The organism is Corynebacterium ulcerans, from assembly GCF_000767685.1.
GTDB lineage: Bacteria > Actinomycetota > Actinomycetes > Mycobacteriales > Mycobacteriaceae > Corynebacterium > Corynebacterium ulcerans.
The window spans coordinates 848699-868473 of sequence record NZ_CP009622.1 but is presented as its reverse complement, the minus strand read 5'-3'; the positions used below and the strand labels follow the sequence as shown (position 1 = coordinate 868473).

Annotated in this window: 16 protein-coding genes; 3 read left to right on the top strand and 13 right to left on the bottom strand. The window is 55.2% G+C overall.

Annotated features, from left to right (window positions below):
- Nucleotides 1–68: 68 nt before the first annotated feature.
- From CULFRC11_RS04030 to CULFRC11_RS03970, 13 genes are all read right to left on the bottom strand, one after another.
- On the bottom strand, nt 69–2660 hold the full coding sequence (locus CULFRC11_RS04030) for an FtsX-like permease family protein (RefSeq protein WP_023635452.1): 2592 nt from the start codon (nt 2658–2660) through the stop codon (nt 69–71).
- Nucleotides 2660–3346: an ABC transporter ATP-binding protein gene (locus CULFRC11_RS04025; protein WP_023635451.1), complete on the bottom strand. Its 687-nt coding sequence runs from the start codon at nt 3344–3346 to the stop codon at nt 2660–2662. The genes CULFRC11_RS04030 and CULFRC11_RS04025 overlap by 1 nt, the downstream gene beginning before the upstream one ends.
- A complete protein-coding gene (locus CULFRC11_RS04020) occupies nt 3343–3879 on the bottom strand; it encodes a PadR family transcriptional regulator (protein WP_023635450.1) in 537 nt (178 codons plus the stop codon). Before CULFRC11_RS04020 ends, CULFRC11_RS04025 begins: the two co-directional genes overlap by 4 nt.
- Before the next feature lie 167 nt (nt 3880–4046).
- Nucleotides 4047–5723, bottom strand: a complete 1677-nt coding sequence (locus CULFRC11_RS04015) for a dipeptide ABC transporter ATP-binding protein (protein ID WP_023635449.1) — start codon at nt 5721–5723, stop codon at nt 4047–4049.
- Nucleotides 5724–5728: 5 nt separating this feature from the next.
- A complete protein-coding gene (locus CULFRC11_RS04010) occupies nt 5729–6688 on the bottom strand; it encodes an ABC transporter permease (protein ID WP_013911189.1) in 960 nt (319 codons plus the stop codon).
- Nucleotides 6681–7607, bottom strand: coding sequence for an ABC transporter permease (locus CULFRC11_RS04005; RefSeq protein ID WP_023635448.1), 927 nt, complete (start codon nt 7605–7607; stop codon nt 6681–6683). Before CULFRC11_RS04005 ends, CULFRC11_RS04010 begins: the two co-directional genes overlap by 8 nt.
- A gap of 92 nt (nt 7608–7699) precedes the next feature.
- Complete coding sequence (locus tag CULFRC11_RS04000; RefSeq protein WP_014525570.1) at nt 7700–9280, bottom strand: peptide ABC transporter substrate-binding protein; 1581 nt, start codon at nt 9278–9280, stop codon at nt 7700–7702.
- A gap of 252 nt (nt 9281–9532) precedes the next feature.
- Complete coding sequence (locus CULFRC11_RS03995) at nt 9533–9919, bottom strand: NUDIX hydrolase (protein ID WP_014525569.1); 387 nt, start codon at nt 9917–9919, stop codon at nt 9533–9535.
- Nucleotides 9916–10383: a nucleoside/nucleotide kinase family protein gene (locus CULFRC11_RS03990; protein WP_013911184.1), complete on the bottom strand. Its 468-nt coding sequence runs from the start codon at nt 10381–10383 to the stop codon at nt 9916–9918. Before CULFRC11_RS03990 ends, CULFRC11_RS03995 begins: the two co-directional genes overlap by 4 nt.
- Entirely contained in the window at nt 10380–11135 is a 756-nt protein-coding gene (locus tag CULFRC11_RS03985; protein WP_014525568.1) for an energy-coupling factor transporter transmembrane component T family protein, read from the bottom strand. Before CULFRC11_RS03985 ends, CULFRC11_RS03990 begins: the two co-directional genes overlap by 4 nt.
- Nucleotides 11132–12532, bottom strand: coding sequence for an ABC transporter ATP-binding protein (locus CULFRC11_RS03980; RefSeq protein WP_023635447.1), 1401 nt, complete (start codon nt 12530–12532; stop codon nt 11132–11134). Before CULFRC11_RS03980 ends, CULFRC11_RS03985 begins: the two co-directional genes overlap by 4 nt.
- 298 nt (nt 12533–12830) lie before the next feature.
- Nucleotides 12831–13445, bottom strand: coding sequence for an ECF transporter S component (locus tag CULFRC11_RS03975; RefSeq protein WP_023635446.1), 615 nt, complete (start codon nt 13443–13445; stop codon nt 12831–12833).
- 151 nt (nt 13446–13596) lie between these two features.
- On the bottom strand, nt 13597–14481 hold the full coding sequence (locus tag CULFRC11_RS03970; protein ID WP_023635445.1) for a 2-dehydropantoate 2-reductase: 885 nt from the start codon (nt 14479–14481) through the stop codon (nt 13597–13599).
- A 99-nt stretch (nt 14482–14580) separates the two neighbouring features.
- On the opposite strand from CULFRC11_RS03970, the gene CULFRC11_RS03965 reads away from it, so the two are divergent.
- From CULFRC11_RS03965 to CULFRC11_RS03955, 3 genes are all read left to right on the top strand, one after another.
- The gene (locus tag CULFRC11_RS03965; protein ID WP_038620451.1) at nt 14581–15507 is read left to right on the top strand and encodes a DUF808 domain-containing protein; all 927 of its coding nucleotides are present in this window, start codon (nt 14581–14583) and stop codon (nt 15505–15507) included.
- A 195-nt stretch (nt 15508–15702) separates the two neighbouring features.
- Nucleotides 15703–18027 (top strand): ATP-binding cassette domain-containing protein, encoded by a 2325-nt coding sequence (locus CULFRC11_RS03960; RefSeq protein ID WP_023635444.1) that lies wholly within the window; start codon nt 15703–15705, stop codon nt 18025–18027.
- Nucleotides 18028–18071: 44 nt separating this feature from the next.
- Nucleotides 18072–19766, top strand: a complete 1695-nt coding sequence (locus CULFRC11_RS03955) for an ATP-binding cassette domain-containing protein (protein ID WP_023635443.1) — start codon at nt 18072–18074, stop codon at nt 19764–19766.
- The last annotated feature ends 9 nt before the right edge of the window (nt 19767–19775 follow it).

The following is a 19775-nucleotide window of genomic DNA, read 5'->3' as shown; positions in this document are numbered from 1 at the left end:
TCGGGTTGGTTTTGTAGCTCACACATAAAGCGAGGTCCTCACCAGAACTGGTGAGGACCTCGCTTTTTCTATCTCCTAGGGACTAAAGAATCATAATCACGACCCCGCTTTATCCCGTAAGCATATCCCGTTAACCACCCTACAAAAACCACGCCTACTGCATAGACAGCAACCATTATCCAAGGGATATCAAACCCCCTGAACGGATCATCTTCGACGGGTAAACGGATAAGCTCTGCACGCTCTAACGCGAACAGCCAAACCATAGCTCCCACTGCGCCGATCAAGGCTACAAATAGTCCTTGCATCGCGCTGAATCGTCGAATCAGCTTCTTCTCCCCTCCTAGGGAGAACATCGTGGTGACTTCACGACGAGTCTCAAAGCTGGCCAACGCCACTAGGAGGAGGATGAGGCCAAAGCACAGCACCCACGATAGGAACAAAACTACTGCCACTTCAAACCGATCATGTGACGTTGACTGCTTCGACACCATGACATTGGCAAAGTCATCCCCAGAGTAGTCTGGGTTCAGCTTCTCCCACCAGCTAAGCTCCGAGCCGCCTACTAAGTAAGAAGCCCGGAATACTGCTTCTGCGCCCAAAGATCGCGCGGTCTCTGGAGAGACGACCACGGCGTTAGTACGAGCGCCTGGCACAGCCATCGCAAGAAGTTCATGATGGTTGCCGTCTTTGTCAGTCGTTTTCCCCTTAATATCCACACTGATTTTTCCTGATTCAACGAGATCCGGATTAAAAGCCACTGCCCCGCCGTGGACAATTGTCTGCTCCAAGCGGTCGATTACTTTTTTGTCGAGACTTTTCAGCTCGCTGTCGGCCAGCATGCTTATAACTGATGGCGTCACCACATAAACAGAAATTTCGTTATCCCAGTTGTTAAAGGAGCTAAAGGAATCCAATAGCGACAACGTAGAGTCTGAATCTGGCACTTCCTTACTAGGAGGGAGGACGTTAATTTCGCTGAAGCTCCCCCGCTGCGAGGAGTAATAAGAAGCGTATTCGTCGACACGCAATGGTGCGGAATGCTGTGCTTGCTTTTTACGAATAGCTGCTTCATAAGGACTCGAGTCCGAAGCCACTGCTTCGTTGGCTGTTATCCGAATCGCGTTGACATGGACCTGCGGCCTTAGATCAGCGGAACCTGTGACGCTTAGGAAGAAAAAGACGCATATCATCATCGTTCCAGTGATCGCGCCAACCGCAGGCCCTGTTCTGGACATGCTTCGGAGGGCATCGCGGAGCCCCAGTCTCATGCTCAGAGGCATTCGACGACCGAGCTTCGCTAGGAAGAGGATTGTGGCCGGCGCCGATATAATCGCACCAATAATGACCATCACTGCCCATACCCCAATAGGCTGCTCGGGTTTCGAGAGCACAATGCTTATCAATCCCAGAATGCCAAGTGCTGGCCCCACAAAGTAGAGCGGCCTCAACCTCACAATGCGTGTCGACGCCCCCTCCGCCAGCGCTTGAACAGGCTCCATCGAGGCGCTGCGTATCGCAGGAAGCATCGCTGCACAAAGGCCAGCAATGACAGCTACAGCCACCGACAAAAGTGCAATGTCCCAGGCAAAGCCGAAGACATACACGCCTTCTATGCCCCACGGAAGAAGCATCCCAAGGAATAGGCCAGCCACCGTTCCTAGTAAGGAGCCCAGCAAGCCGACGAGTGCCCCCTGCCACAGCATAATCTTCCTCAGTTGCCGGGGATCGGCACCGACTGCTGCCAACAAACCAGTTGAACGAATTGATCGCCGTGCAGCAACCGCAAAAACTGTGCCGACGATACTCGAGACCAAAATAACCGCGAGCGCCCCCACGGACACAAACATAAGGAATTCAACGTCTACATAGGAAACGAGAAAGGACGAGTATCTCGATGGGATCACTCGCTCCACACTATGAATCGAGACTCCTTTCTCCTCTTGGCTTACGGCTTGATCCACTATGCGCGGCGACTCCCATTCCACAGAGACTCCTTGAGGAAGCCGCGCACTTACTAACTCCGAGTCCCTGCCAAACTGAGCCACATTAATGTCTTCTTTATTCAAGACCCCCACCGCTTTAGCCACACCGTCCATCACATTGGTGGAGCGATCATCGGTTCGCTCTGCGATGGTCAAAGTCAAAGGTTGCGCGCCTGCCCACGGGGTAAACTTCACCTTCTCTCCTACTCGCTTGCCTAGGAGAGAGAGGGCGTTGTCGCTAAGAGCGATCTCACCGCGCGCTGGCACTTGTGGCTCATTCTTCGCCTGCGGAGATGTTTTCAGAGCAAGGCGAATATCCGCGCCATAGGAGCTAGCAACCGAGGTCTCGAGTTGCCACACCGGGATAAAGGTATCGGCGATCTCGGGAACAAGGTTCTTAATGCGCTCGATATCCGGCTTTTCCAGCTCCTCGCGGTCTCGCACGCACCAGGTTGCGTCTTTTTCCTCGTCTTCTGAGCAGACGGTGTTGCTGATGTCCGCATAAGTACTAGGAAGACGGCCCCTATCGTAGGACTGAGCCGAGAATCCCAGCATCGCATTGGTAAATGCGCATATCACCATGATCGGCAGCGCGAAAAGAGCAATTGCTACGCCCGATCGGATTTTGTGTGTCGATAGCTCGCGCCATGCCAGACGTCTAGAAAGCGAAGTCACTATTGAGCCCCCTGCAATCGTCCGTCACGCAAATACACCGTGCGATCTGCGTATGCGGCAAACCTCGGTTCATGCGTCACTAGGAGGCCGGCTGCGCCTTGGTCGATGCGCGACCGCAACACAGTCATGATGGCTTCCCCGGTGGTGGTGTCTAGGGCGCCAGTGGGTTCGTCGGCAAGCAATAATCGACGATCGCCGATGAGAGCACGCGCGATGGCAACACGTTGGCGCTCGCCGCCCGAGAGCTCTGCGGGAAAAGAGTCGCCCACGCTAGGAAGGCCGATGGCTTCCAACGCTGCGGCAGCTTGTGCCTCGCACTCCTTCCTAGCCATGCCGCCGAGTTCAAGCGGGAGTCCTACGTTTTCGGAGGCGGTAAGAGTCGGAATGAGGTTGAAGTCTTGGAAGACGAAGCCGACGGATTCGCGTCGCACGCGGGCGCGTTCTTTGGCGCTGAATCCGCTGGTGTCGCAGCCGTCGATAAGCACTCGCCCACGAGTAGGAGTGTCCAAGGTCCCTGCAATATTAAGGAGCGTCGATTTTCCCGCCCCCGATGGTCCCATAACCGCGACGAGCTCGCCGGCTTCTACCGTAAGCGACACCGACTCGAGAGTCATCGTTGTGCGAGAACCGTCATCATGAATTTTGCCGATATTATCCAGGATCAATGCTGCTGGTTGAGTCATCATTGTTGTTGTCCTTCTGCGGGGATCTCTAGAGTCTCTATGTGATCAAGCCATCTCGACTCTGCTTCAAGATTGAATATTCGCCTCTCCAGTAGGAGGCGGGCTGCGGTTCGCTGCGGTGCGAGTGCCATTTTTTGCTTCACGACGTCGCGAAGTTCCCACATCACAGCTTCCCGCTGCCGCTGCACCATCTCTCCTACTCCCGAAGCATTGGTGGCTTGAGCCATCGCAATTTTGATAACGAGCTCATCGCGCTGATTTTTAGAAAGCAGCGTGGGAGTGCTCCACCATGCCTCCAATTCGTCCCGCCCGTGAGCGGTAATGCCGTATACCTGCGCAGTATGACCTGTGCTGCCCTCTACTTCTCCTAGGGACTCGACAAAGCCGTCGCGCTCCAGCCTTTGGATTGTCTGAAATACCTGACCGATGTTGAGGGGCCAGGTGTGTTGCGTGAGTTCATGAAATTGTGTCCGCAACTCTCCTACTGGCCGTGGCTTAGCCGCTAGGAGGCTGAGTAGCGAATGCCTAATGGTCATACAGTTGCCTTCTTTGTAGAGTTTCTTATCACCAAAGAGATGGTTACTCGGTAACCATGATTAAAAGTTACCGAGTAACCTTTAAGAGTGCAAGCTTTGCATGAAAAAAGAGAGGAGATTCGCAAAGAATCCCCTCTCCTAGTGACAACGAGAACTAGTAGTGCTCACTACATCCCGGTGCCGAGCTCCACACCCAAGCCAGGAACAGAATCAATGAGGTTACGCGTGTACTCTTCCTTCGCCGATAGGAAGAGCTCGTCAGTCGTTCCTTGCTCCACCACGCGCCCTTTTTGCATCACCACAACTTCATCCGCTGTTTGACGCACCACGGCAAGATCGTGCGTGATAAACAGATAGCTCAAATTGAGTTCGGACTGCAGATTGGCCAGCAGTTGCAGAATCTGGTTCTGCACCAGAACGTCCAGGGCTGAAACCGCCTCATCCAAGACGATGATTTCAGGGTTTAACGCCAGCGCGCGAGCTACGGCGATGCGTTGGCGCTGACCGCCGGAGAGTTCGTTGGGATAGCGTCGCATAGCTGAACGCGGCATAGCCACCATGTCTAGGAGGTCGGCCACGCGCTTCTCTCGCTCTTTGCGATTTCCTACCTGATGCACGACAAGCGGTTCTTCGATGCATCGGAAAATTGAATACGTTGGGTCCAACGAGCCATAGGGGTTTTGGAACACCACTTGCAGCTTTCGCCGCATCGCAAAGAGCTCCTTCTTCCCTAGCGTGGATAGGTCCGTGCCCTTGTAGTAGACCTTGCCTGAGGTTGGGTCAATAAGGTTGAGGACCATATTGGCCACAGTTGATTTACCGGACCCTGACTCTCCTACTAACGCGAGGGTCGTTCCTTGCTTAAGGGAGAAGCTGACGTCGTCGACAGCACGCAGCTCGGCTTTTTTACCACGCTGGCCACGAACATCGAAAACCTTGGTGAGATTTTCTACTCGAATGATCTCTTTGCTGTCCGTCTTTTCAGAAGCAAGGATCTCGGAGCTTTCCACCCCATGCTCTTGCGCCGATTGAATGCGGGCAGAGGCTAAGGAAGGCGCAGCTTTAACCAACCGTTTGGTGTATGGATGCTGCGGGTCGCGGAGAATCTGGAGGCTGGGGCCGGACTCGACGACGCGGCCACGGTGCATCACCACGAGGTGTTCGGCACGCTCAGCAGCCAAACCAAGATCGTGGGTAATAAAAAGAACTGCGGTTCCCAAGTCCTGAGTGAGCCCACCCAAATGATCCAGGATGCGCTTTTGTACCGTCACGTCCAGAGCCGAGGTGGGTTCGTCGGCAATGAGCAGCTTGGGACGCGCAGCCAAACCGATACCGATGAGAGCTCGCTGACGCATGCCGCCGGAAAATTCGTGCGGATATTGCTTTGCGCGGCGGTGGGCGTCGGGAAGCCCTGCTTCTTCTAAAAGCTCTGCGACGCGAGTATCCATATCAGAACCCGGGACCACATTGTTTGCTTTCAGTGATTCCTTTACCTGCGTGCCAATGCGCCACACAGGGTTGAGGTTGCTCATGGGATCTTGAGGGACAAGACCGATCTGTGAGCCTCGGTAAGCCTGCATTTGTTTATCGGAAAGCTTTGTAATGTCTTTTCCGTCAAACAAGATTTGTCCGCCCGTTACTTTTCCAGTTCCGGGGAGCAGACCAATGATTGCCATTGCGGTGGTGGATTTACCCGAGCCAGATTCACCCACGATAGCCACCGACTGGCCGGGATAGATGGTCAGGTTGACGCCTCGGACGGCGTCGACAGTGCCAGTTGAGGACGTAAAGGAGATTTGTAGGTCCTTCACCTCTAGAAGCGGCGCATTATTATTTTCACTCATTGCTCTTATCGCTTCCTAGACTTCGGATCAAGGGCGTCACGGACTACATCGCCCATCATGATAAAGCTCAATACTGTCGCACCAAGCGCTACCGCCGGATAGAACAGCACCATGGGCTGAGTGCGCAACGATACTTGGGCCTTAGCGATGTCCCCGCCCCACGAGACAATGTTCGGTGGGAGTCCAATACCTAGGAAGGAGAGGGTAGCTTCCGCCACAATAAACGTTCCTAGCGCCACCGTCGCGTACACGATAATCGGGGCCGCAGCATTAGGCAGAATATGGCTGCTCAGGATCTTCCACTTAGATGCACCCACTGCACGCGCGGCAGTAACGAATTCCTCGTTTTTAACCGACAGCACGGCACCTCGAGTGATACGGGCAATGTTGGTCCATCCAAACATAGCGAGCACCACCACGACCGTCATAACTGTGCGCTCCTGCTTAAACATCTGCATAACCACAATCGCCGCTAGGACGAGGGGGACGGCAAAGAAAATATCAGTAAGCCGAGACAACAAGGTGTCCAAGATGCCGCCAAAGAAACCAGCGGCAGCTCCAATAACGGTTCCTATGATCACTACTGCAAGAGTGGTAAACACTCCTACTGCGACGGATGCCCGCGCACCGTAAATCATGCGCGCATAGATGTCGCAGCCTTGGCGATCAAAGCCAAAGGGATGTCCTTCGGTCGGATCTGCCAAGGATTTGGAGAGTTCACAAAAACCTGGATCCGTGGACGTGAACATCTGCGGAATGACAGCGAGAAGCACTGCGGTGAGAATCAACGCAGCAGAGAACCAGAACAGTGGACGTCGGCGCAGGTACTTCCACGCTTCGCCCCACGTGGAGGTGGGCGCAGATTCGTCGGCAACGGCATCGACGGCGCCCAAACCTGTCTCATCTACATCTGCGATAAAGTGCTCCTGCCCGGGGCGGGGCTGGAAAATATTGTGATTATGCATAGCGGATCCTCGGGTCAAGCAATGCGTAGATCAAGTCCACGACGAGGTTAGCGATGATATAGACGATCACGAGGACCGTGGTAAAGGACACGACCGTGGTGGGCTCGCCTTTAAGAATTGCCTGGTACATGGTGCCACCGACACCGTTGATGCCAAAGATTCCCTCGGTCACAATAGCTCCACCCATAAGTGCACCAAGATCAGCGCCTAGGAAGGTGGCTACGGGGATCAGCGAGTTCCGCAAGACGTGCCTCATAGTCACGCTTCTCCCGCGTAGACCTTTCGCCCGAGCGGTGCGTACATAATCTGCCCGCAGGTTTTCTGAGACTGATTGCCGTGTCAGGCGAACCACGTAGGCAAAGGACAACGCTCCTAGGACGATAGCCGGCATGAGAAGCGATTTGACTGATGTGTTCGATCCGACGGTTACCGGAAGAATCCCCCACTTCACGCCGACAAAGAACTGGAAAACAAAACCAATCACAAACGATGGAACGGCAATGACGATGAGCGACATGACGAGCACGGTGGAGTCGAAGATTCCGCCGCGCCGCATTCCTGCGATCACGCCAAAGCAAATGCCAAAGACAGCTTCAAAGATAAGCGCCATGACGGCAAGTTTTATGGTCACGGGGAAGGCATGTGCCATAGCTTCCGCGACAGGGCGACCAGAGAAGGTGGTGCCAAAGTCAAGGGAGAAAATACCCTTGATATACAGCAGATATTGGACGATAAATGGCTTATCTAGATTGTATTCTGCCTCAATTCGTGCCCGGGTAGCTTCCGTCAGACCACGGTCTCCACCGAGGGCTGCGACGGGGTCGCCCGGCATGAGGAATACGAGTGCGTAGAGCAGGAATGTCGCCCCAAAGAACACTGGGATCATTTGGAGCAAGCGGCGCCCAACATAGCGCAACATATGCAATTTCCTTAAAGCTTGTTAACGATGGCTGAGCCCCGCGCAGAGACCACGCGGGGCCAAGCAACAAACGTCTTATATGACGGTGGGTTTTAGCCCTTGGTGATTTGTTCGTACACAGGAACGGACTTCCAGCTGAAGACCACGTTGTCTACGTTTTGCGAGTAGCCACCGGTCACATTCGAGTACCACAGAGGAATAGCGGGAAGTTCCTTAAACAGGATCTCTTCTGCTTCCTGGTAAAGCTTGATTCCTTCTTCCACGGAGGAAGCTGCGGCAGCATCGTTAAGCTTCTTGTCAAACTCAGGGTTGGAGTAGTCGCCGTCGTTGGAGCTAGCATTGGTGGCGTAAATCGGGCTGAGGAAGTTGCCTAGAAGCGGGTAGTCGCCTTGCCATCCGGTGCGGTATGCGCCCTTGATAGTGCGGTGAGTGACCTCGTCACGCAAAGACTTGAAGTCCGGGTATGGCTTGCCCGATGCGGAAATTTCCAGATTGTTCTTGATTTGGTTGGCTACCGCATCAACCCACGACTGGTGTCCGCCGTCAGAGTTGTAGGCAATGGTGAACTCACCGGTAAATGGCGAGATAGCGTCGGCTTTTGCCCACAGTTCCTTAGCCTTAGCAGCGTTGAATTTGGCGACATCACTTCCGGGCAGCCCTTCCTTATATCCATCGACAACTGGGGATGAGAAGTCCTTGGCCGGAGTACGGGTCTCTTGGAAGATAGCCTTGGTCACTTCTTCGCGGTTGATCGCCAGGGAGATAGCTTGGCGACGCAACACGCCTTCCTCACCCGAGAAGTGCTCAAGCTTCTGCGGGATAGTGAAGGATTGGAAAACCGCAGCCGGCTGGTTAACAGCGCGCTCGCCTAGCTCGCTCTTAAAGGTGCCAAACGCAGAATCCGGAATGGCGTCGAGAACGTCGAGGTTACCAGCCAGGAGGTCGGAATACGCAGCATCCTGAGAAGAATAGAACGTAAACTTCACGCCGTCGTTCTTAGCCTTACGGTCCCCGGTGTATTCCTCATTGGGCACCAGGGTGATGGACTCGTTGTGGTTCCACTCCGCAACCTTGTAAGGGCCGGAGCTGATGGGCTTTTCACCAAAGGCCGCGATGTCATCAAACGCCACATCTGGAAGCGCAAAGTACGCGCTATATCCTAGGCGAGCAGGGAAATCCGACACGGGCTGGGAAAGCTCAATGCTAAAGGTCTTATCATCGATAACCTTCAGCCCTTCAAGCTCCTTTACGCCGGTGTCAAAGCCCTTCACCAGCTCAAAGAAGGACGCATTGCGCTGATCGTTGGCCACAGCGTAATTCCAGGTCTTGACGTAATTCTCTGCTTTGATGGGAGTTCCATCCGAGAACTTCAGTCCGTCTTTCAAGGTGACCTTGTAAGTTCGGTCCCCCTCAAGGGTGATGGACTCGGCCTGCTCATTATGTGCCTTGCCATCCGAGTCATAGCGAACCAACCCCGAGTAAATAACATCCACGATGCGTCCGCCACCGGTCTCATTGGTATTGGCGGGAATCAGCGGGTTCTGCGGCTCCGAGCCGTTAGCCAGAACATAATTTTTACCGGACTTGCTACCAGAGGAGTCCGAGGAGCAAGCAGCGAGGCTCACAGCAAGGGCCGCGGACATACCAACGGCGAGAGTCTTCTTAAGCGTCATTTACGACCTCCCAGGGGATGACGGACATCTTTCGCAATAGTCTCCAACCGGAAACGTGGTCATTGCTTGCACGAAATCCTAGTCCGTGACGCATGTCATTCATAAGGGCTACAGACGTGCCCAGGTCACTAAAACTGTCCACTTATAGTTTCTGTAAAAATTTCGCCCCTCCTACCTGCACGTCAGACGAATGGTGAGTTTCCCCATATGATTTTAAAGTTATTATCTTGTTACCAAATGGGGGTGAGATTCTTACCCCCTTAAGGCGGGAAAAACCACATCCCGAGACAACGGGGCTAACCTCTCGGAATCACTGTCGAGCCCAAACCACGCGATTTCCGCAATTTCTTCGTACACGGTGTGCGGTTTTTCTTCTCCGCTATAGAGAAACACGTCACAATCAACGGTCGCCCCCGGCTCGTTGGCAGCTGGTGCCTGATAACGCCCGATTGCTTCTAGTTCATCAGTGCCCATATGGATATGTAGCTCTTCAGCGATCTCCCGAATCGCCGCTGCCATGGGATCCTCCCCCTTCTCCAATTTCCCACCAGGCAGCATAAAAAAGTCAGTGTTTCGCTTGCGAACACTCGCTACTTTTCCGTCGTTAAAAAACACAACTGCCGCGATTCTGATAATCATTTCTCTCCTAGCCATAACCGCACATCCACATCCGGGAGCTTTGCACAATGAGCCCGCTCTTGAGCCGCCCATATGTCCCACCACGGCTCGTAATCAGGGTCACGCGCCAAGGCCCGCGCCTTCCGCCACGCTTCCGGGCCGTCAAGAACAACGCTAAAAACATAACCCTTGCTTCTCGACGCCGCCACTGTCTCCCTCGTGATCGCCCCAACGCCTTCGATCACCAGGTTCTTAGCTTGCACAGGCACCCACTCACCCCGCCGGTCGTGCTGCCAATCCCACCGCCAGTACCCAGAGGCCTCACCCAAGACCTCCTCAGCCACGATCCGAGAACCTTCAGCAAGGCCATGCCACCCTGGATAAATATCATCGAGATGAACCAATTCGAACCCCAAGATCCCCGCCAGCTTCCTAGCGAGTGTGGTTTTTCCGGAACCGGAGGGGCCGTCGATAAGCACAATCATGCGCCCAAGAACCTAAAACTTCCCGTGTACACGGAAACCGCAATCGCCACTGTCGACATCGCGCCGCATGCCGCGAGTAGGAGGGCGTCACGACGCCCAAAGGTTGAGGTTCTCGCCCACGTCCTATCCGGATACCGGCCAAACCCCCGAGCCTCCATCGCCGTGGCTAGCTTCGCACCGCGTCGCAACGCTAAAACAAGCAGGCCAAACGTCACAGAAAAAGCTGTCTTCATGCGGCCTTTGTCATCCAATCCCCTCGCCCGGCGCGCCCGGCGCAGCGACTGCCAATCCCGACGAAACAGTGAAATAAGCCTGGTACTGGCCACTGCCCCGATCACAAACCGAGACGGCAACTTGAGCACCTGAGCAAGCCCATCTCCGAGTTCCGTGGGATCGATGGCCGTGAGCAGCACAATGACCGGTAGCCCTACGGCCAAGACACGCACCATGATTGCGGCGGCGAGACTCAAAGAATTATCCGTCACATGGGCGAAAAGGAAAGACGCATACTCATGCCCTTCGGGCCTGCCGTATAGGGCCATCGAGAGCCCGGCTATCGGCGTGGCAATAAAAATGGGAAGGCCTCGCCGCGCCAGCACTCGCCAGCGCACCCCAACACAGGGCGCACACACCACTGTAAACATCACTGCAATCGCTGCCGACACGATATCCACGCTGATCAAAAGAGGCGTGGTAAACAGTGCCAGGCCGAGGACGCGGGAGACCGGGTTTACGTCCTTGATGAGGTTCACAGCTGAATCTCCTTGTCTCCTAGCGCCGCGCGGTACAGCGGGTCATGGGTAATGGATACCACTGTGGTCCCGTCCTCCGTGAGCTGACGCAGTAGTAGAACAAGCTCCGTAAAAGTGCGGCGATCCTGACCAAAAGTTGGCTCGTCTAAAAACACCACGTGAGGTGTGTTTACCAAAATGGTAGCCACAGAAAGACGTCGTTTTTGACCCCCGGACAACGTAAAAGGATTCGCTTCCGCCAAGTGGTCCAGGCGGAGCGTCGCTAGGAGAGAGTCAGTGCGACGACGCACCTCGTCTTGGGACGTTTTCGCCCCTCGTGCTCCAACAAGGAGTTCCTCGCGCACCGTTTTAGCCACAAACTGGTGCTCAGGATCTTGGAAGACGTACCCCATACGGGCAGCAAGCGCTGTCGAGGACCAGGTATAAGGGTGGGGGCCGAGCTTTCCGGCGATTGCCGGGGCTACCCGCACTTCCCCTCCTAGGGACGGAAGTAATCCTGCGAGGGTGAGCAAGGTTGTTGTCTTTCCAGCGCCGTTGGCCCCGGTAAGTACAGTCGAATAACCCCGAGGTATAGCAAGGTTCAGCGAGTCATGTAGTGGAGAGTCCCAGCCCACGGCCAAATCATGCGTGGTCAGCGCGTATTCCGCTGATGCGCTCACTGGCTGTGCCGCGGGTAGGAGGGGATCGTTGCCCGGCACCCACACGCCGCCTTGAGCGAGTTCTTCTCCATGCTGAGAAATCACGGTATCGGCTGGGCCATCAGCGATGATGCTTCCGTCATCGCCTAGCACGATAATGCGGTCCACAAATGCGAGCCACGTATCCACGCGGTGCTCGATGATTATTACAGTGGCGTTCGTGGCATCCGCGGCGGTTTCCACTGCTGCCACCACGTCGCGGACTCCTTGTGGGTCCAGGTTGGCGGTGGGTTCGTCGAGAAGCAATAAATCCGCGCCCATAGCGAGCACTCCAGCAAGTGCGAGTCGCTGTTTTTGACCTCCCGACAGCAACGCCGTGGGATGGTACAGAGGCAGCTGCAGACCAACGTGGTCCAAGGCAACAGGCACGCGACGCCATATCTCGTCCCTAGGAAGGCGGAGGTTTTCACAGCCAAACGCCACATCATCTCCTACTCGCGAGGAGATAACCTGTGAATCCGGGTCCTGCAGCACCATCCCAGGCGTCGCATGGACCTCTAGGAAACCTTCGCCTTCCCCTTCATCGGCGCCTAGCACGCCCGCCAACGCAGAAAGCAACGTGGATTTTCCGGCACCCGACGCCCCGAGTAGGAGGATGCGTTCCCCACGGTCCACCTCAAGATTGATGCCCTGCAAAGCATGCTTGATACGACTTGAGTGACGGTACCCAAAATCCCGTGCATAAATCTGAGGGGGCATTCCTATCTTCCTATTCAACAAGGTGGTGCTGGGAACAGTATTTTTAGTCCAGTCGCATACGGCCCAGCCCAGCCGACGCAGCGACCGCCTCTCATCTTTGTGGCGCGCGGATAGATGACACAGGAAAGGCCATAATTATCGTTTTTGAGAACGGTAGAGCGTACGCCACTGATAAAAGCCCAGGAAAGCTTTTCTTGTGTTCTCAAAAACGACATTTCCCCTTCCTAGTCGCATAACCAGCTACGTGCCACGCGCGGAAAATCCATGGCACGAGCTGAGTGGGAGCCGAGCGAGAGCACTAAACCCGCGCGCGAGCCTCCCGGCCTGCGGCGAAGCGGTCCAAAGCACCAGTTGAGGCCAGCGCTTTAACCAAGAGGTAGCTTACGAGTCCCGCCAAAATCGCACCGGAGACTGCCATCGCCCCTAAATACGTCAGGTTAAACGCAAGTGTCTTGGCGTAGTTGGCACTCAGGAAGAGCTCGAGGATGAATGCGCCAACTCCAGCACCCACACCCGCAAGCATCGCGACGACCACACCAAAGCGCTTATACAAGAAGGCAGCCAAAATCAGTTCTGCGCCCAAGCCCTGCGCCAGGCCTGAATACAGTGTTTCAATCCCCCATTGATTTCCGATTCCTGCGGAGACCGCAGCTGCCAGAACTTCCACGAATACCGCAGCGCCAGGCTTGCGAATCACAAGCCCACCGATCACGCCTCCCATCAACCAAATGCCGGTGGCGATGCCTCCCAGACCAGGAGTAAGTGCGTTAGCCGCCTGGTACCACGCGTATCCAACGGAGTTCCACGCCCAGAAGATCAATCCGCAGGCGATGCCCAGGACTGAAGCAATAACAATATCCACAACGCGCCACGACGCGCGCGCGGAAGCAGATGAAGATACAGATGTACTCATGTTTTCTCCCTATCGCCGGCATTATCCGGATCAGGTTCCTACGGTTTGGGGCTTTACGACGCACCGTATAGCGACCCATCTCAGCTCAAGGCGTATAGCCCCTTAAGCACCCGTTTTCTTTGTACAATTATGTGCGCGGGACAGTTTACCTCTATCGGTGTAAAAGAACATCAAGGATCAGGCGATGCATTCGTGCTTCTCTACCCCCGCGCTCCGCCATCCGCACCACAGCTCCTACTTGAGCATCCAGCTCGCTAGGAAGGCCGTCGAGAATATCTCTTTGCATCGAGCTAGTCGCATGAGCAGCCTGACTATCAGCGAATGCAAGCGTGGCGTCCACAATATCTGCGGGAAGATTAATCCCTAATGCACGCCCGGCCTCTTCGACTTCCCGCATCAGGTTTTTTAAATCCGCTCGGTATGTTGTGCGAATATCTCCCAAAGGCTTCTCCACAAGAGCGCCTAGCGCACCAAAGCACGTGACAAACATAGCCTTTGCCCAAATGTCTTCCATTACTGCGGGATGAACAATGGGCTCAATGCCCGCCTTAGCTAAAGCCTGCTGCAATTCATTGACAGTGTCCTGCGTTGCGGGGTCTACCGAACCAAAGGTAAAGCTCAGGACACCTCCAGTGAATTCGACTTCCGCAGGCCCCTTCCTAGTAAGGAAACTGCGCACCACACCTGGGATCACTGCAGCAGCACCAAAGGTATCGATGGCTATCTGTGGCATTTCCACAGAATTTTGTGTGGTCACCAGCACGGCGCCGCGGGGCAGCGCTTCTGGCAATTCGGGGGCTGAAAGAGTCTTCGTGGCTAGGAGAACGATGTCTGCCGACTCTACTTCTGAAAGAGAAGACACCGCCTGCACGGGAACGTCGCGAAGCCCCTCGGGCGTGTGAATACGCAGTCCCCTGCTTTTTAGTGCCTGCAGACTCTCATTTCGAGCCACAAAAGTAACATCTGTCCCAGTCTCATGAAGCAAAGCGCCGAAGTATCCGCCAACCGCCCCGGCGCCGATAATAACGATGTGCATGATCTAGACCTTATGCCACAGTGCTTTCTTGTTGGGGAGATGACTGGATCCCCGCTACGATGGAATTTCTATATTTCCCTCTCACGTTAGGATTTTCTCATGGCTGGTGGCCTCGCTGCCCTTCTCGACGACGTAGCCCTTATCGCCCGAGCAGCTGCCGCCAACGTTGATGATGTTGCAGCGGCAGCTGCAAAAACGAGTGCCAAAGCCGCAGGCGTAGTGGTCGATGACACCGCAGTGACCCCACAATATGTCAAAGGGGTGGCACCTGCCCGGGAACTTCCTATCATCTGGCGTATTGCTAAAGGCTCCATCGTTAACAAGCTGCTCATTATTTTGCCTATTGCGTTGCTGCTCAACGCCATAGCGCCGGGCCTGCTTACTCCCATCCTCATGCTTGGAGGCGCTTATCTGTGCTTTGAGGGGGCAGAAAAAGTCTGGGAAATGGTCTCCGGCAAGCAGCACGCGAGTGAAGAAGAAGCCGGCGATAAAGACGAAAACACTCTCGTCCGCGGCGCAATTACCACCGACCTCATCCTTTCTGCAGAGATCATGGTTATCTCGCTGAATGAGGTAGCCGATAAGAGCATCTGGATGGAAGCCGCAGTCCTTATTACTGTCGGAATTTTTATTACCGCAATTGTCTACGGAGCGGTTGCCCTCCTAGTCAAGATGGATGACTTTGGACTAAAACTTGGCACACGCGATTCAGCTGGTGCCAAGCGGCTCGGCAGAGGGCTCGTCACGGCAATGCCCAAGGTACTCAATGCTATTTCCGTTATCGGAATGCTGGCCATGTTGTGGGTGGGCGGTCATATCGTGGTTGCCGGGCTTGCGGAGCTTGGGTGGTGGCATCTTCCGCATGACGTGATCCACGATCTTGTTCACCATGTGGAGCACTTAGGCAAGTTTGTCCGGTGGGTTGTGGAAACAACATGTTCATTGATCTTCGGCCTTCTCCTAGGCGGCATCATCGTGGCCGTAGTCGAGCCGATTCACCGTGCATTGCACAAGAAAAAGCATTAACCGCTTCTAGGCCCGCGCCTACCCCTATTGTGTAGAACCCCGATAAGATTTCTTATCGGGGTCAGTTTTCGTGATGCGTCAACATAATTCACTGCGTATGCTGATTCTTCGTATTTTCACCCCAGATTCATTAGCCCCTCTTGCCGATCCGGCTCCCCCCCCACTCAGTGCCTTAACTCTAGGAGCAACTGCCTCATGTCCCAAGAATTCATCCGAGTCATCGGCGCACATGAAAATAACCTTCGCGGCATTACCGTAGACATCCCCAAGCGCAAACTCACCGTTTTTACAGGTGTCTCGGGATCAGGAAAGTCGTCGTTAGTGTTTGGCACGGTCGCCGCGGAGTCGCAACGGCTCATTAATGAGACCTACTCCACCTTCGTACAAGGCTTTATGCCCACGTTAGCGCGTCCAGACGTAGACGGACTGGAAGGTATCACCACGGCCATCGTGGTGGATCAAGAACCCATGGGCACCAATTCACGTTCCACAGTAGGAACGGCAACAGATGCCACCGCGATGCTTCGCATTCTGTTCTCCCGAATCGCACAACCGTCCGTAGGAGGGCCTGGGGCATACTCGTTCAACGTTCCTAGCGTCCAGGCCTCCGGCGCGATCTCCGTAGGAGGAGGGAAGAAAGAACACGTCAACTTCAAGCGCACCGGCGGACAATGCCCCACGTGCGAGGGCATGGGCCGAGTGAGCGACATTGATATGTCTGAGTTGGTGGATACGTCGTTGTCGCTTAACGACGGCGCCCTCCTAGTCCCAGGATACAAAGTGGGGTCCTGGGTGTGGAAGACTTTCGCGGAAACAGGGCTGTACCCGGCAGACAAGCCCATCGATGCGTTCACTGAAAAACAAAAGCACTCGCTGCTCTACCAGGAGGCAACAAAGGTCAAGTTCAACGGGTTCAACTACACTTATGAGGGCCTTGTTCCTAGGGTGAAAAAGTCTATTCTGAGCAAAGATCGCGAGTCGATGCAAAAGGCTATAGGCGAGTTTGTCGACCGCGCCGTAACCTTCATTGCCTGCCCCGAATGCGGCGGCACGCGGTTGGCTCGCCATGCCTTGGAATCCAAGATCAATGGAAAAAACATTGCCGAGCTGTGCCAGATGGAGATCAAAGACCTTGCGGAGTGGATGCACGGTGTCACTGATAAATCCGTTGCCCCATTGTTGGAAGCGATCCAGCACAATTTAGAGAGCTTCGTCGACATCGGCCTGGGCTACCTCACCTTGGATCGCCCAGCAAGCAGTCTTTCTGGTGGTGAGGCTCAGCGGACAAAGATGGTGCGCCATCTAGGCTCCGCGCTCACCGATGTCACATATATCTTTGATGAGCCCACCGCCGGCCTGCACCCGCACGACATCGAGCGGATGAATCGCCTGCTCCTGGAGCTCCGCGACAAAGGCAACACCGTGCTCGTTGTGGAGCACAAGCCTGAAACCATCGCGATCGCCGACCACATTATTGACCTAGGCCCAGGCGCAGGTAGCGAAGGCGGCATACTGCAATATGCGGGGGGCTTGGCAGGACTTAAAACATCAGGAACGATCACTGGCAAGCATCTCGACGACCGCACCACCACCAAAGCCAGCGTCCGCGCTTCTCGCGGAGTCATCGAGATCCGCGATTCCACACTGAACAACCTCGACCACGTTGATGCAGATATTCCGCTGGGAGTACTCACCGTGGTTACGGGTGTGTCTGGGTCGGGAAAATCCTCTTTGATCGCATCGCTGCCCAAAAACGATGACATCGTCATGGTCGATCAGTCCCCTATCCGCGGTTCCCGCCGCTCAAACCCCGCCACGTACACGGGCACCCTGGAACCCATTAGGAAGGCCTTTGCAAAAGCCAACGGCGTAAAACCCGCGCTATTTTCTCCTAATTCCGAAGGCGCGTGCGCCAACTGCAAGGGTGCGGGCGTGGTGTACCTCGACCTGGGGATTATGTCTGGCGTTGACCTTCCTTGCGAGGTCTGCGAGGGGCGGCGTTTCGACGACTCCGTCCTGGGCTATCACTTTGGCGGCAAAGATATTGCCACTGTTTTAACTATGCCTGCCAAAGAGGCCTTGGAGTTCTTCTCCTCAGTAGAAGCCAAAGTCCCGGCCGCAGCCAAGATTCTCAAGCGGATTGTCGACGTCGGACTCGGATACATCACGCTCGGTCAACCGTTGACCACGTTGTCAGGTGGCGAGCGTCAACGCCTCAAGCTCGCATCGCATCTGGCCGAGAAAGCCACCACTTTCATCTTGGACGAACCGACCACGGGGTTGCATCTGGCGGACGTCGATAAGCTCCTTGCCCTATTGGATAGCCTCGTTGACGCGCACAAAACCGTGATTTGCGTAGAGCACCATTTGGGAGTGATCGCCCACGCTGACCACGTGATAGACATGGGTCCCGGAGCAGGTTCTGCCGGCGGGCGCGTTGCTTTTTCTGGGACGCCGCAAGAGATGATCGGCGAGGCGCATACTCTCACTGCGCAGTACCTGAAGTCTTATGTGAGCTAACCTCTCCTACTCATCGCGCCATTAGGAGAGGGGCATGTTAGGCAATGCTAACATTGCTAACTATGTTGCCTGATACCCATATCGGCTCATCCCCCACCAGCCACCGTGGGATGAGTCCACTTTCTGCCTGGCTTGTGCCGATATATGCGGTGCTGAGCTACTTCGCCGCGGGCATTGCTCTTGTCATTATGGCTTCTGCGCTTACTCGGTATATTCACGAGGAGGAGGCCCATCCCCTCTCCTACGCAGCAGCCGGCGCGGCCATCCTCGCCGCGAGCTTGTTCACCGCCTTAGATATTCGCACCGGTGCACGCACTGCGCGCGACCACGAACGCCATACGCGGCATCGTCTTTTAGCAGCGCTCTACTCTGCGCCAACCATGTCTAATCGGGATCGAAAAGAATTTCATCCCGGAAAACTCGTCGCACTCTTGACCGATAACGTCGAGCGAGCTGCAGAATTTCGCCATGCTTATTTAGGTTCCGCACTGGCAGCCATGGTCTTCCCCATCGCTGTCGTCGTCTACATTGCCGTTGCTTATGACTGGCTTTTGGGGCTTAGTATGCTCGGCCAATTCATCCTTGTCCCCCTCCTCCTACGCGGCTTCATGCGATTGTTCCGGAGCCGTTCTGCCGATTCACGGCGCAAGCGAGCTGGACTTTCAGAAAAATATCTCGACGCCATCAGAAATCTCACCACGATCAGCATCATCACTGCTGGCAGTCGGGTGGAACAGCAACTACGCGCAGAAGGCGAACGCAACCGTGGCGCCACCATGAAATTGCTGGCAGGCAATCAAGTGGTGATCATCGTTATGGATCTTGCGGTTTCGCTTGTTCTTATCTGCACCACCGTTGCGATTATCGCTGTGCGCGTTTCCAGCGGATCCCTCTCTCCTAGTCACGGTTTAGCGTCCGTCTTCTTGTTGGTTCTCCTACTCGCACCGCTAGCCCAGGTCGCTGGTTTTTTCTACGTCGGCATGGGAGGCATCGCCGCGCAGCGAGCGATCAAGAAGTACCTTCACACGCACGAACGCACAGAGGCCGTAGATAACGATGACGCCGGTTCGATGGAGCATGGCAGCTCCTGCGACGCTATCGTCGTCGATTCGCTGAACTTTTCCTACGGAGAGACTCCGGTACTCACCAACGTCAGTTTCACGGTTCCACATGGGGCAAAAATAGCTATCGTTGGCCGCTCTGGATCGGGCAAATCGACGCTGCTCCACCTCCTTCGCGGTCTCCTCCCCACGACTCCCGGCGCGATTACTATCCGAGGCCTAGACGCAGCAACAACGCCTCTCAACAACATCCGCACCGCCACCGCGACCGTAGCGCAGCACACCTGGCTCTTTAGCGGTTCGATCGCTGACAACCTGCGCATCGCGCGCATCGATGCCTCAGAAGCCGACATGTGGGAAGCACTTTCGCGCGCCAACCTAGCCGATGAGGTACGCAGTATGCCCCATGGCCTAGACACCGACGTCGGCGAGCGCGGGGCCTTCCTCTCCGGTGGCCAAGCGCAACGACTATCCCTTGCCCGCGCCTTATTATCCGGCCGCGACATTGTGCTTTTCGACGAACCCACCAGCCACATCGACCTCGAATCCGAGGCGCTCATCGTCTCTGCGATCCAACAACTCCCCGAGAACATCACAGCCATCATGGTCACTCACCGCCCCGCCCTCCTAGCCGCAGCCGATACCGTCTACACAATGGAAGCAGGTGAGCTGCGATGACCGCGACAA

What these genes read in the sequence shown, in the direction of transcription:
- CULFRC11_RS04025 (WP_023635451.1), bottom strand. Translation starts at nt 3,346, where the DNA reads ATGATGACTCAACCAGCAGCATTGATCCTGGATAATATCGGCAAAATT.
- CULFRC11_RS04020 (WP_023635450.1), bottom strand. Translation starts at nt 3,879, where the DNA reads ATGACCATTAGGCATTCGCTACTCAGCCTCCTAGCGGCTAAGCCACGG.
- CULFRC11_RS04015 (WP_023635449.1), bottom strand. Translation starts at nt 5,723, where the DNA reads ATGAGTGAAAATAATAATGCGCCGCTTCTAGAGGTGAAGGACCTACAA.
- CULFRC11_RS04010 (WP_013911189.1), bottom strand. Translation starts at nt 6,688, where the DNA reads ATGCATAATCACAATATTTTCCAGCCCCGCCCCGGGCAGGAGCACTTT.
- CULFRC11_RS04005 (WP_023635448.1), bottom strand. Translation starts at nt 7,607, where the DNA reads ATGTTGCGCTATGTTGGGCGCCGCTTGCTCCAAATGATCCCAGTGTTC.
- CULFRC11_RS04000 (WP_014525570.1), bottom strand. Translation starts at nt 9,280, where the DNA reads ATGACGCTTAAGAAGACTCTCGCCGTTGGTATGTCCGCGGCCCTTGCT.
- CULFRC11_RS03995 (WP_014525569.1), bottom strand. Translation starts at nt 9,919, where the DNA reads ATGATTATCAGAATCGCGGCAGTTGTGTTTTTTAACGACGGAAAAGTA.
- CULFRC11_RS03990 (WP_013911184.1), bottom strand. Translation starts at nt 10,383, where the DNA reads ATGATTGTGCTTATCGACGGCCCCTCCGGTTCCGGAAAAACCACACTC.
- CULFRC11_RS03980 (WP_023635447.1), bottom strand. Translation starts at nt 12,532, where the DNA reads ATGCCCCCTCAGATTTATGCACGGGATTTTGGGTACCGTCACTCAAGT.
- CULFRC11_RS03975 (WP_023635446.1), bottom strand. Translation starts at nt 13,445, where the DNA reads ATGAGTACATCTGTATCTTCATCTGCTTCCGCGCGCGCGTCGTGGCGC.
- CULFRC11_RS03970 (WP_023635445.1), bottom strand. Translation starts at nt 14,481, where the DNA reads ATGCACATCGTTATTATCGGCGCCGGGGCGGTTGGCGGATACTTCGGC.
- CULFRC11_RS03965 (WP_038620451.1), top strand. Translation starts at nt 14,581, where the DNA reads ATGGCTGGTGGCCTCGCTGCCCTTCTCGACGACGTAGCCCTTATCGCC.
- CULFRC11_RS03960 (WP_023635444.1), top strand. Translation starts at nt 15,703, where the DNA reads ATGTCCCAAGAATTCATCCGAGTCATCGGCGCACATGAAAATAACCTT.
- CULFRC11_RS03955 (WP_023635443.1), top strand. Translation starts at nt 18,072, where the DNA reads ATGCTAACATTGCTAACTATGTTGCCTGATACCCATATCGGCTCATCC.